Origin of the sequence: Nitrobacter vulgaris (genome assembly GCF_031453995.1) — a bacterium.
Lineage (GTDB): Bacteria > Pseudomonadota > Alphaproteobacteria > Rhizobiales > Xanthobacteraceae > Nitrobacter > Nitrobacter vulgaris.
Genome location: NZ_JAVDPZ010000023.1, coordinates 13,077 through 25,373 on the forward strand (window position 1 = coordinate 13,077; position 12,297 = coordinate 25,373).

The following is a 12,297-nucleotide window of genomic DNA, read 5'->3' on the forward strand; positions in this document are numbered from 1 at the left end:
TCTAACTATAGGGTCGCCATTCTTTGACCTGCGGATGTCCCGTGGCGGGACAACCAGCGCGCCGAGGACAGCAGGAGTGAATGGAACCGCATCGCGTAAGACCTCAGGTGCCCGCCTGTGGTTCGTAATTCACGGTTGGCTTGCGCTGCCGATCTGGGCTTTTTTGTTCTTCGTTTGTCTGACAGGGTCGATCGCGACCGTCAGTCAGGAGATCATGTGGTTGGCATCTCCGATGGAGCGGGCCAATGCTCCCACGAATGACGCGCGGCTGCTCGGTTATGACGAGATACTGGCGGCGGTTGAGCGCGAGGTGCCCGGTGCGCGGGTGAGATTCATCTCGCGGCCGGTGAAGTCGATCTTCGCCCTGGGGGTGCAAGTGACACGCCCCGATGGCAGTTCCGCCAAGTTGTTCGTCAATCCATACACTGGCGTGGTGCAGGGCGAGCAGGGCACGTTCGATTTTCGTGATTTCACGCGCGCCTTGCACGGCTGGCTGTTGATGCCGTTCGACAGTAGCTTCCCGATTGGGTGGTACTTTGTCTCGGCCTTGTCGGTTCCACTGCTTGGTTCGCTGATCACAGGGATCGTCGTCTACAAGCGGTTCTGGCGTGCCTACCTGCAGCCCCGCCTTCGCATCGGCAAGGGCAAGCGCATCTTCTGGGGCGACCTGCACCGGCTGGCCGGGGTGTGGTCGATCCCATTCATCGCCATTATGGCGGTGACCGCAAGCTGGTTTTTGATCCAGGCGATTCTCAGCGACAACCACATTTCGATTTCAACGGCAGGTGTGCCGCCCGTGGTGGCGGGCACCGACGTGCCGGTGGTCGCCGAGGGCGCGCCGGCGCCGCGGATCACGCTGGGGCAAGCGGCCGAGATCGTGCATGCTCAGTTGCCTGATCTTGAGCCCAGCTTCGTGGAACTCCCGGACAGCGCCTACGGCCAAATCAGCGTCGGTGGGCGCGGCAATTATCCGCTGATTTTCGAGACGGTGGAGGTCAATCCCTACAACGGCAAGGTGGAGCGGGCGCGGCGCGTGTCCGACCGCTCCGCGCTCGAGCTCGTCACCGGCTCGATGCGGCCTTTGCACACCGGCGATTTCGCCGGCGTGTGGCTCAAGCTCATCTATCTGCTGTTCGGTCTGACGCTGACCACACTGGTGTTTTCCGGGATGATGGTGTGGACCAGGCGCACCGCGATCGAGACAGTGAAGATCGTCCGCGACCGCAGACATGTGCGGTTGGGGCTGGAGGCGACTGAGTAATGGCGGCGCTCGTATCCCCATCGCGCAATGCGTCGCTGTGGCAGCGCTGGCGATTCCATCTCAGCGCCTTGATGCTGATCGTGCCGATCGTTTCGGCGCCGGCCTTCTTCCAGGCAGATGCATTGTTCGGTGGCAAGAAGGGCCTCGGCGAGCGCGATATCGGCGAGGTTGTGGTTGGTCCGTGGACCGCGCGGATGGCCGAGTTCAAGCTGATCGAACCGGAGGCGGAAGGGCGTGCGGGTTACACCAAGTCTTTTGTCATGGCGCTGTGTCCGGCCTGTGTCGATCAGGTGAAGGCGGCATACTTGCGCGTCGGCAAGCCGCGCAACGTTCGTACCGCGGGCGCGCTGTTCTCGGGTACCCCTTATCGACAGTTTGCGGAAGTGCGGATTCCGGAGAAGGCCAGTGCTGACGGTATGTTGTGGGTGACGTTCGAGGGCTGGGACGGCGCGCGATACCAGACGTCGATCCCGATCCGCACAGCCTCGCCCTTGACTGCGGCCTGGCTCGAGAAGAGGGGGCGGATATGAAGGGGCTCTGGAAAGGCGGACTGACCATCGCCACCTTCGGCGCGGTGTCTTTCTTTATCGGTGCTGCCTGGGCGCATCCGCCGTTTTGTATCTGCAAGATGATCGATGCGACGACGGTGCGCTGCGAAGGCGGCTTCGCGGACGGCACCGGCGTTCCCGGGGTGAGGCTCGACGTCGTTCGCTACGACGAGACGATCATCCTGCAAACAAGCTTCGGGACCGACTCGACCGTCAGCTTCCGCAAGCCTGACGGCGAGTTCTATTTGCTGTTCGACGCTGGCCCCGGCCAGTCGTTCGACGTCGACTACAAAGACATTCAGTGAGCGGATGCCGACGATGAACGCCCCGGTGCCTCCTGACGATGTCGATGGCGTGACGCTGCTGCCGGCCTGGACCGCGCCGGCGCGGCGAACGCGCGGTTCCCGGCGGCTCGTCCTGGGGGTGAGCGTTGTCACACTGGCTGTGCTCGGCACCCTTGCTTTCATGGGATTCCGCGCGCCGTCGCCGGACAGCCTTTATGAGACCGTCGCCGTCACGCGGCAGGACATCGAGAGCACCGTTGCCGCGACCGGTAAAATACAGCCGCGCGCTTATGTCGATGTCGGCGCGCAGGTGTCCGGCCAGTTGAAGCGTCTTCACGTTGCCGTTGGCGACGAGGTGACCGCGGGGGCGGTCGTGGCGGAGATCGACGCCGAGATGCAGGCGGCCAAGGTCGAGGGCATTGAGGCGGACGTCGCGCGGTTGACCGCCGAACTCGCCGAGCAGGAAGCCGGGCTTGCGTTTGCAAAACGCAATGCCGAGCGCCACCTGACGCTGTCTCAGAGCAGCGCAGTTTCGAAAGTCGCTTTTGAGACGGCGGAGCGCGACCGCGACATCCTGATCGCTCGTATCGACGCTTCCAAAGCCCGCATCCGTCAGATGCAGGCCGATCTTCACGCGCAAAAAACAGCATTGCGCTTCGCCCGTATCACCGCGCCGATGGCGGGCACCGTGGTTTCGTTGGACGCGAAGGAGGGGCAGACCCTCAACGCGAACTATGATACGCCGCTGGTGCTGCAAATCGCCGACCTCGATACCATGACGGTGTGGACAGATGTGTCCGAAGCCGACGTCGTCAAGCTGCGTGAAGGCATGCCGCTGTGGTTCACCACATTGGGCCGGCCGGACCGCAAGTGGCATGCAACGCTCCGGCAAATCCAGCCGGCGCCGCGCCGGCCCGACAAGAAGGTCGAGGCCAAGGCTGCAACGCAATCGGGCAATGTCGTACTCTACACGGCGCTGTTCGACGTTCCCAACAAGGATGGCGGCTTGAAAGCCGGAATGACCGCACAGGTATTTTTCGTCACCGCCGCGGCGCAAAACGCCCTGGTCATTCCAGTGTCGTCGCTCAACGAAAAAAGCGAGGTTCGCGTTCTTCAGGGAGACGGGACCATCGCCGTCCGCAAGGTCGAGACTGGTGCCCGGACCCGCTTCCTCAGTGAAGTCACGAGCGGCCTCGCCGGTGGCGAACGGATCATCACGGGCGTGAAGGCGTCCGGCCCGCCCCCTAAGCTGAGGGTGGAGTCATGAACGCATCGCATGTCCCGCTCATCGACCTGACGGGCATTTGCCGCTCCTATCGCAGCGGCGATGTTGTTACCCGCGCGCTGCGCGGCGTCGAGCTGTCGATCTATTCCGGCGAGTTCGTCGCCATCGTCGGCGCCTCCGGATCCGGCAAGTCGACGCTGATGAATATCATCGGCCTGATCGACCGGCCGACGCAGGGCATCTACCGTTTTGCGGGACAGGATGTCGCCGGGCTCGATCGTGACGGTCTCGCCGCGCTGCGTCGCAATTCCTTCGGTTTCATCTTCCAGCAGTATCATTTGATCTCGACGGTAAGCGCGCTCGGCAATGTCGAGATGCCGGCGGTTCATGCCGGCGCGCCCCGCGCTTATCGTCATCGCCGCGCGTCCGCACTGCTGGCGCGGCTCGGCCTTGCCACGCGCATGTTCAATCGGCCGTCGCAGCTCTCGGGCGGCCAGCAGCAGCGTGTCTCGATCGCGCGCTCGCTGATGAACGGTGGCGCGGTGATCCTCGCTGACGAGCCGACGGGCGCGTTGGACAGCAAAAGCGGCACGGAAGTACTGGGGATCCTGAAAGAGCTTGCCGGCGCCGGGCACACGATCATCCTCATCACTCACGACTCGAACGTAGCCGCCGCGGCTGAGCGCATCATCCGGATCGAGGACGGACTGATCGCCTCTGACAGCGGCCGCGATGCTGGAAGGGTTCCGCGCTCCTCGGTTGCCGTTGCTGCATGGCATACGAATAGCACCTCGCCGCCGCTGTGGGCCTGGCTGGAGGAAGCAGCCCGCTCTGCCTTCGCCGCGCTGGCGGTCAATCCGGTTCGTACGGCGCTGACCCTGAGCGGCATCGTCATCGGCGTTGCTTCCGTCGTCGCCATGATGGCGATCGGGCGCGGCGCGCAGGCGTCGTTCATGGAGCGGGCCTCCGCCATCGGCACCAACTGGTTGGTGGTCAGCCGTGCGGGCGAATCCGCAGTGACCAGCATGCCGCTGACTCTCGCCGATGCCGAGGCGATCAAGGATCTTGCCAACGTGTCCGGGTCGATGCCGGCCTTGTGGGAAGCCGGCATATTGCGGCACGCCAACACGGATATGAACGCCGAAGTAATCGCCACCACGGCCGAGTTTCGGACGGTTCACAACTGGGATACGGCGAAGGGAATGTTCTTTACGAAGGAGGATGAGGTCAGCGGCAACGCCGTAATGTTGCTCGGTGCGACCCTCGCATTAAAACTGTTTCCCAATATCGCCGATCCTTCCGGCAGCCACGTTTTGGTCAACAACATTCCATTTCTTGTCACCGGCGTGCTCGAGTCCAAGGGCCTTTCCGAGAAGGGCATGGATCGGGACAATACCGTGGTGATGCCGCTTCGGACGGCTGCGATGCGACTCTATGGTAAGGACGAGCTGTCGGAGATCGTTGTCTCCATCGCCGATATGTCCCGTCTGCAACAGACCAAGGACGCCATCAAGTCGCTGTTGATCCGCCGCCACGGTCGCGAGGATTTTTGGCTGCACGATGCGGCGTCCGCCTTCCGCAAGGCCGAGGATGAGCGCCGCTCAAGTAATCTTTTGCTCGGCGCCATCGCCGCGATTTCGATGCTGGTCGGCGGTATCGGCATCATGAACATCATGCTGATCACCGTGGCCGAGCGCACCAGGGAAATCGGTGTCCGTGCCGCGATCGGGGCCAGGACCGCGGACATCCTGGGCCAGTTCCTGACCGAGGCGATCGTTTTGTCGGCAATCGGCGGCGTGTTCGGGTTGCTGCTCGGCGTGCTGATCGGAATAGCCGCAGCCACACTGTTCGGCATGACGGTAATTTTCTCGATCACGGCAGCGATCGGCGCGGTGACGGGGGCAGTGGTTATGGGAACGCTGTTCGGCTTCATGCCGGCGTTTCGCGCGGCGCGGCTTGATCCTGTCGTGGCGCTGTCAAGTCAATAGGAACAAGGAACGGGGAATCATGACGGGATTTGTAACAAGGGCGATACGTCTTGGGTTTGTCGTCGCGCTCGCCGTTCTGGCGATTGCGGCGCCGGCGACTGCGCAGCAGCAGGGGGAGCATCCGGCTGCGGCGGGATCTGGGCCGTCGGCGCATCCCGCCACCCAGCCTTCACCGCGGCCGGCATTACCGACGCAGCCATCATCGTCAGTGCCGATGTCTTCCCAAGCAGCATCGACGCCGATGCAGCCGTCCGCGCAGCCATCGTCCGCATCGCCAACGACACCGCCGTCGTCGGTGACATCGCCCACGCCGTCGTCTTCTTCGGGTGTACCTGCGGCTGAAGCTTCGTCCGGGGAGGCACCGGCGGCATCGTCTGACGCGGCCGCGCCTCTGGATCAATCAGCTGCGCCGGCTGCCGCGCCAGCACCGGATGCCTCGTCCTCCACGCTTCCGCAAGACCTGTCGCCGTGGGGCATGTTCATGCAGGCCGACATCATCGTGAAGGCGGTGATGATCGGGCTTGCGTTTGCGTCGCTGGTGACGTGGACGATCTGGCTGGCGCGGGGGCTGGATCTGGCGGCTTCACGGCGTCGGGCACAGAGCTGCCTGCGCAAGCTCGAGCGCGCCGACACTCTTGCGGCGGCACGGGCAGAGATCTCTGAAGGGTGGACCGGAAAGGGCCCGGTGTCTGATCTGATGGAGGCGGCGGAGAACGAATGCAGGCGCTCGAACGATCTGTCCTCTGAGGGCATCAAGGAGCGTCTGGCCATCGCGCTGTCGCGTATCGAGGCCAAGTCGGGGCGCGACATCGCCCGCGGCACGGGCTTGCTTGCGACCATCGGGGCGACCGCGCCGTTCGTCGGGCTGTTCGGCACGGTGTGGGGCATCATGAACTCCTTTATCGGCATCTCGCATTCCAAGACCACCAATCTTGCGGTGGTGGCGCCGGGCATCGCCGAGGCCTTGCTTGCGACCGCGCTCGGGCTCGTCGCCGCGATTCCGGCGGTGATCATCTACAACGTGTTCGCGCGTGCGCTTTCGAGCTACCGGGCGCTGCTGTCGGATGCCTCCGGCGAGATCATTCAGCACATCTCGCGCGACCTGGAACGTCAGGAGCGGGGGCTTGGACCGTCCGTGGTGCCGCTGTCGCGCGGCCGCTCCGCTGCGGAGTGAGCCCTCATGGCGGTATCTCTGAAGAACCCGCAGGACGGCGGCATCGACGAGCTGAGCGAAATCAACGTCACTCCGTTCATCGACGTGATGCTGGTGCTTTTGATCATCTTCATGGTGGCGGCGCCTTTATCGACGGTGGATATCGCGGTCGACCTGCCGGTGTCGAATGCACAGCCGCAGCCGCGTCCCGACAAACCGGTATTTTTGACGGTGAAGCAGGATCTGACGCTGGCACTTGGCAACGACGAGGTGCCGCGCAATACCCTTCAGGCAACGCTCGATCAGCAGACCAGCAATGACCGCGAGCAGCGGGTGTTTCTGCGCGCCGACGGGACGGTGGCTTACAACGAGCTGATGAAGGTGATGAACCTGTTGCGCGAGGCCGGCTATCTCAAGATCGCGCTGGTTGGGCTGGAGGATACCGGACAGGTGCAAGCAGGTGGCGTGGCCGCCGGTAGCAGTGCGCCAGCGGCGGCGACCAAGCCATGAGGATCGACTGGCGCGATCCGGACGGGCGGCCGGAAGGCGCGATGACCAGGGCCGCGGCGCTGCGCTGGACCGCGGCCGGGCTTGCGGTGGTCGCGGTGCACGCTGGCGGCATCTGGCTGGCGTTGCACTGGCCGGCGCAGGCCGAGACGCCGGGCGATCCGCCGGCCGCGATCATGATGGAGCTGGCGCCGCTGGCGGTGGCGCCGGAGGTGCCGCAGCAGGACATCGCGCCGGGGCCGCAGATGGAGGAGGCCGAGGAGGAGCAGCCCGAACCGGAGAAGCCGGTCGAGGAGAAGCCAGATCCGACGCCGCCGGAAGTGAAGGAAGCCGAGCTCAAGCCGCCGCCGACGCCGAAGGTGGAGAAGGCGGAGGTGGTGCTGCCGGCCAAGACGGAGCCACTGAGGCCGAAGCCGAAGAAGAAAAAGAAGAAGGCGCCGCGCACCACCGCGCCGCAGAGTTCACAGGCGCAGCGCGCCGATCGCGCCGCCGCGCCCGCGGAAGGCATGGCCTCGTCGATGTCGCCGAGCTCCTGGCGCGGCGCGCTGATGGCGCATCTCAACCGCCACAAGCGTTTCCCGTCCGGTGCGGCGGGGGCGGGGGTTGCGACGGTTGCGTTCACGATCGATCGCTCCGGCCGCGTGCTGTCGGCGCGCCTGGTGCGCTCGGCCGGCGACGCCGCGCTCGACGCAGAAGCCGCCTCGCTGCCGCGCCGCGCCAGTCCCGTTCCCGCCCCGCCGCCCGATGTCGGCGGCGGTTCAATCACACTCGCCGTTCCAATCAGGTTCAGTCGATGATGTCAGCAAATCTCACACGAACATGCCTGCTCACTCTCGCCGCCGCGATCACAGCCGCAACGATGACCGCGGCTCAGGCCCAGCAACCGGCGGTGCAGCAGCCGGCCACATCAGCGGCAACGCTGCCGAACGGGGCTTCGTCGGTGAACGAGACCTTCGGCGACTGGACCGTCGATTGCCGGATCATCGAGCGGCGCAAGCAATGCTTGTTGTCGCAGGCGCAGGGCAACAAGGAAACCGGCAGGCGGGTCTACGCCATCGAGCTGAACCCTGCCGTGGGCGGCAAGGTCGATGGCACCATCCTGATGCCGTTCGGGCTCAATCTCGATGCCGGCGCGGTGCTCAAGCTCGACGACAAAGACCTCGGAAAGGGACTGCGCTTCTCGACCTGTGTGCCGCAGGGCTGCCTGTTGCCGGTGAATTTCCCGGCCGCGGCCACCGACGCCATGCGCAAGGGTACGAAACTCGTGGTCGCCTCGCTCAACCTCTCCAGCAACGAGGCCGTCACCTTCAACGTCTCGCTCAACGGCTTCGGTCCCGCGCTGGCGCGCGCAACAGAACTCGCAAAATAGCGACAGTCGAGAGAACGGGGTTTGGCGAGATCATACTCAATCAAAGGACAGGCCAGGGTTGGTGCAACGCAGTTGAGTCAAACAACCACCAAATCAGGAGATTGCCCATGCTGACGCTGGTTAAGGATGATCTCTCCGTCCAGCAGGAATCGCCACCGCCTCAACGCGATTACAACCGGCGTCGCTTCCTCTCATGGCTCCGCGATGAGGTGGCGATCCTGCGCACGCTCGGTATGGATCATCGCCGCATCGCCGCGCAGCTCGATATCGAGGAGCACGACGTGCGGGCGTTCTGCCCCAAGCCGAGCGAGAAAGCTCCGCGCCGCAACCTGCCGCGTCGCGCCGTGGAGGCGTTGCTTCATGGCCGCCACGCCTCGCTCGGCGGCCGGACCGTCGCCAAACGCAGCCGCCATCTCGTCGAGATCGCAACCGCCTACACCTGGGATGAATTGTTGTCCGAGCCGGGCGTCGGATCCGTCACCGCAAACCAGATCGTGCTCTGGCTCGAAGAACGAGACAAGACACTCAAGAGATCGGAAACGGAGTGATCGGCCGGCGCCCGCCACGAGATGCGAATGCTCGAACCGCTAGAATCGGGTGACGATATCCGACAGGGCTGGACGAGGCCGGTCCTTGCTGGGCTTGGTCGGCGTGCCGATATGAATAAAGCCCGCGAATCTTTCGTCCGACTTTAACCCGAGGCCGTCGAGCACGTCGCGATCGTAGGCGAACCAGCCAGTCAGCCAGTTCGCTCCATAGCCGAGCGCGGTGACGGCCGTAACGATATTCATGGCGCTGGCCCCTGCCGACAACACCTGCTCCCATGACGGCACACTGGGGTGTTGCTTTATGCAACTCACCACACCGATTACCAGGGGCGCTTCCATCAACTGGCGCTTTTCGATTTCGACCTCGTCCTGCGGTGCCGACGGATTTTTGCTCGCGTAGACACGGGCGATGACGTCGCCGGCGCGGGCGCGTGCGTCGCCTTCGAACACGATGAATCGCCACGGCGCGATCTTGCCGTGATCAGGCACGCGGGCGCCGATGGTGAGGATGATATCGATCTCCTCAGCCGAGGGGCAGGGCCCGCTCATGTCGCGTGGCTTGACCGAGCGGCGGGTGCGCAGGAATTCGATAATATCGGACATAAGTGCTCTCGTTGAACTTGCTGCCGCCCGCTTGGCTCGCGCAAGGGGGGACGCGATTGTGATCGATCTATTTGCGGGCGGGCGCGTGTTCCTTGGCAAAGCTTGCCGGCATGTAACTGATACGTATCTTTTTCGAAGCCCGCAGCTACTGCGGTATCTTGCGGTGTTGGATGTCCGGCGGCATGGCTTCCTCCACAAGCGCGGCAATGGCCTCACCGGTTGGCATCACCTTCTGGCCATCGCTACCGAGACGGCGGATGGAAACCGATTTGGTCTCAGCTTCCTTCTTGCCGACCACGAGCAATGCAGGAATTTTCGCCAGCGAGTGCTCGCGCACTTTGTAGTTGATCTTCGCGTTGCGCAGATCGATTTCGACACGAAGTCCCGCACGCCGCGCTGCGGCTGCGACTTCCCTGGCGTATTCATCACCATCCGAAGTAATGGTGGTGACGACTGCCTGCACGGGCGCGAGCCAAAGCGGAAAGTGGCCGGCAAAGTGCTCGATCAAGATGCCGATGAAGCGTTCGATCGATCCGCAGATCGCGCGATGCACCATCACGGGTGCCTTCTTGCCGCCATCGGCGTCAATGTAGAATGCGCCGAACCGCTCTGGCAGATTGAAGTCCACTTGCGTTGTGCCGCATTGCCAGTCGCGGCCGATGGCGTCGCGCAGCACGTATTCGAACTTCGGTCCGTAGAATGCGCCTTCGCCGGGATTGGTCTCAGTCTTGACCCGGTTGTTTGATGCGGCGATGCGCTTGAGAACATCCGCCATCACCGCTTCGGCGTGATCCCACGCCGCGTCCGAGCCCACCCGCTTCTCGGGGCGTGTCGAGAGTTTCACCGTTAGATCGCCGTCGAAACCGAAATCGGCATAGGTCGAAAGGATCAGTTCGTTGATCTTGAGGCACTCGTCGGCGAGCTGCTGCTCGGTGCAGAAGATGTGCGCGTCGTCCTGCGTGAAGCCGCGCACGCGCATCAGGCCGTGCATGGCGCCCGACGGCTCGTAGCGATGGACCACGCCGAATTCGGCGAGCCGCAGCGGCAGGTCGCGGTAGCTTTTGAGCCCGTGCTTGAAGAGTTGCACGTGGCCCGGACAGTTCATCGGCTTGATCGTGAACCAGCGCTTGTCCTCAGCCTCGTCGCCGGCCGACTGCGCCGCGAACATGTTCTCGCGATACCATTCCCAGTGGCCCGAGGTCTCCCATAGCGACTTATCGAGCATTTGCGGCGCATTGACCTCGTCGTAGTCGCCGGTGAGGCGGCGGCGCATATAGGCGATCACGGCCTGGAAAATGGTCCAGCCCTTGGCGTGCCAGAACACCACGCCCGGACCTTCTTCCTGGAAATGAAACAGGTCGAGTTCGCGGCCGAGCTTGCGATGATCGCGCTTCTCGGCTTCCTCAATCTGCTTGAGGTAGGCATCGAGGTCTTCCTGCTTAGCAAACGCCGTGCCGTAGATGCGCGTCAGCATCGGATTATTGCTGTCGCCGCGCCAGTACGCGCCTGCCACCTTCATCAGCTTGAAGGCGTTGCCGATCTTGCCGGTGGAGGTCATGTGCGGGCCGCGACAGAGGTCGAACCAGTCGCCCTGGTAGTAGATCTTGATCGGCTCGTTGCCGGGGATGGCGTCGACGAGTTCGACCTTGAAGGCCTCGCCCTTGTCGCGGAATACCTGCTTGGTCTTTTCGCGATCCCAGACGTCCTTGGTGAAAGGCTTGTCGCGCGCGATGATCTCGCGCATTTTCTTCTCGATCGCGGCAAAATCCTCGACCGAGAACGGCTCGTTGCGGAAGAAGTCGTAATAGAATCCGTTCTCGATCACGGGGCCGATGGTCACTTGCGTGCCCGGCCAAAGTGTTTGCACGGCTTCCGCCAGCACATGCGCGGCGTCATGGCGAATTAATTCCAGCGCGCGAGGGTCGTCGCGGCTGATGAATTCGATCTTTGCATCCTGTTCGATCGGATCGGCAAGATCGCTGACGACGCCGTCGAGCGCCATTGCAACCGTTCGCTTCGCCAGCGATGGCGAGATTCCCTTGGCGATTTCCAGGCCGGTGATGTTTCTCGGAAACTCACGTTCTGCACCGTCGGGGAAGGTGAGAACGACGTTGTCGGTGGGCGAGGCGGGCTTCAAGTTGGCGAGGCCATACCGGAATCCCGACGAGGGGTCTTGTTTGTCGGACATCAGTCTCTCCTGTGGCTCACTCCTGCGAACGAGCGCAGGTAAGCGGGATGCTGCGGTATAGCAGCCGATTTGCGGCATGCAACCGGTGAAAGTCACCGCCGCCAAATCCCGAGGCGAAAGCCGCCTTTGTCCTTTTACCGTTGATCAGTGCGCCCGATCATGAGCCGGAGGGTGGTTGCCCGCCTCGTCCATCCGCAGCAGCCCCTCAAACCGGGCAAACATTGCAAGCCGGTCGGCCGGAACCGTTTGCTCGGCTTTCGCGAGCGCTTGGGCGAGTGCGTTTGCGACATCAGGGGCAATGCCGGCATGCCGCAAGGCCTCGGCGCTCCTGATTTCGTCTCTCGCGCAGAGGACTATGGTCCAGCGTCCGTGCTTGTTACGGAGGAGCGCCCGCCCGCCGGTCTCGCCCTGCGTCCAGCCCGCAATCGCATAGCCTGCCAGGGCGACCACAGGCGCGACATCCAGCTTTGCTTCCGGCTTGTCGAAGGTCGAATGGAGCAGATCGCGCACAGCGTCCTCGTCAGGCCCCGCGATCGCCGATCCGGCGAGGCCCCAGAGTACGATGAGTGCGGCAAGTAGTTTCGTCAGCACCGAAATCTCCTTATACATCCGCTTCATAATAC

Annotated in this window: 13 protein-coding genes; 10 read left to right on the forward strand and 3 right to left on the reverse strand. The window is 63.5% G+C overall.

The window, feature by feature from the left end:
* The first annotated feature begins 34 nt into the window (after positions 1-34).
* The 10 genes from GGQ85_RS13895 (at position 35) to GGQ85_RS13945 (ending at position 8,883) form a co-directional block, all read left to right on the forward strand.
* Entirely contained in the window at positions 35-1,261 is a 1,227-nt protein-coding gene (locus GGQ85_RS13895) for a PepSY-associated TM helix domain-containing protein (RefSeq protein WP_374708895.1), read from the forward strand.
* Positions 1,261-1,791: a PA2404 family protein gene (locus GGQ85_RS13900; protein ID WP_309775004.1), complete on the forward strand. Its 531-nt coding sequence runs from the start codon at positions 1,261-1,263 to the stop codon at positions 1,789-1,791. Before GGQ85_RS13895 ends, GGQ85_RS13900 begins: the two co-directional genes overlap by 1 nt.
* Complete coding sequence (locus GGQ85_RS13905; RefSeq protein WP_309775005.1) at positions 1,788-2,114, forward strand: hypothetical protein; 327 nt, start codon at positions 1,788-1,790, stop codon at positions 2,112-2,114. Before GGQ85_RS13900 ends, GGQ85_RS13905 begins: the two co-directional genes overlap by 4 nt.
* Before the next feature lie 13 nt (positions 2,115-2,127).
* Positions 2,128-3,360 carry an efflux RND transporter periplasmic adaptor subunit gene (locus tag GGQ85_RS13910; protein ID WP_309775006.1) on the forward strand — a complete coding sequence of 411 codons (1,233 nt, stop codon included), beginning with the start codon at positions 2,128-2,130 and terminating at the stop codon, positions 3,358-3,360.
* Positions 3,357-5,306, forward strand: coding sequence for an ABC transporter permease (locus tag GGQ85_RS13915; protein ID WP_309775007.1), 1,950 nt, complete (start codon positions 3,357-3,359; stop codon positions 5,304-5,306). The genes GGQ85_RS13910 and GGQ85_RS13915 overlap by 4 nt, the downstream gene beginning before the upstream one ends.
* A 19-nt stretch (positions 5,307-5,325) precedes the next feature.
* Positions 5,326-6,480, forward strand: coding sequence for a tonB-system energizer ExbB (exbB, locus tag GGQ85_RS13925; RefSeq protein ID WP_374708896.1), 1,155 nt, complete (start codon positions 5,326-5,328; stop codon positions 6,478-6,480).
* A 6-nt stretch (positions 6,481-6,486) separates the two neighbouring features.
* Entirely contained in the window at positions 6,487-6,969 is a 483-nt protein-coding gene (gene exbD / locus GGQ85_RS13930; protein ID WP_292618271.1) for a TonB system transport protein ExbD, read from the forward strand.
* Complete coding sequence (locus GGQ85_RS13935) at positions 6,966-7,763, forward strand: energy transducer TonB family protein (RefSeq protein ID WP_309775008.1); 798 nt, start codon at positions 6,966-6,968, stop codon at positions 7,761-7,763. Before exbD ends, GGQ85_RS13935 begins: the two co-directional genes overlap by 4 nt.
* The gene (locus tag GGQ85_RS13940) at positions 7,760-8,335 is read left to right on the forward strand and encodes an invasion associated locus B family protein (protein ID WP_309774091.1); all 576 of its coding nucleotides are present in this window, start codon (positions 7,760-7,762) and stop codon (positions 8,333-8,335) included. The genes GGQ85_RS13935 and GGQ85_RS13940 overlap by 4 nt, the downstream gene beginning before the upstream one ends.
* A gap of 107 nt (positions 8,336-8,442) precedes the next feature.
* A complete protein-coding gene (locus GGQ85_RS13945) occupies positions 8,443-8,883 on the forward strand; it encodes a hypothetical protein (RefSeq protein WP_309775009.1) in 441 nt (146 codons plus the stop codon).
* Between the two features lie 39 nt (positions 8,884-8,922).
* Here GGQ85_RS13945 and GGQ85_RS13950 read toward each other — a convergent pair whose 3' ends face one another.
* The 3 genes from GGQ85_RS13950 to GGQ85_RS13960 form a co-directional block, all read right to left on the reverse strand.
* Positions 8,923-9,486 carry a nitroreductase family protein gene (locus tag GGQ85_RS13950; RefSeq protein WP_309775010.1) on the reverse strand — a complete coding sequence of 188 codons (564 nt, stop codon included), beginning with the start codon at positions 9,484-9,486 and terminating at the stop codon, positions 8,923-8,925.
* Positions 9,487-9,631: 145 nt separating this feature from the next.
* Positions 9,632-11,674, reverse strand: a complete 2,043-nt coding sequence (thrS, locus tag GGQ85_RS13955; RefSeq protein WP_309775011.1) for a threonine--tRNA ligase — start codon at positions 11,672-11,674, stop codon at positions 9,632-9,634.
* 144 nt (positions 11,675-11,818) lie between these two features.
* Positions 11,819-12,292 (reverse strand): copper uptake system-associated protein, encoded by a 474-nt coding sequence (locus tag GGQ85_RS13960; RefSeq protein ID WP_309775012.1) that lies wholly within the window; start codon positions 12,290-12,292, stop codon positions 11,819-11,821.
* Between the last annotated feature and the right edge of the window lie 5 nt (positions 12,293-12,297).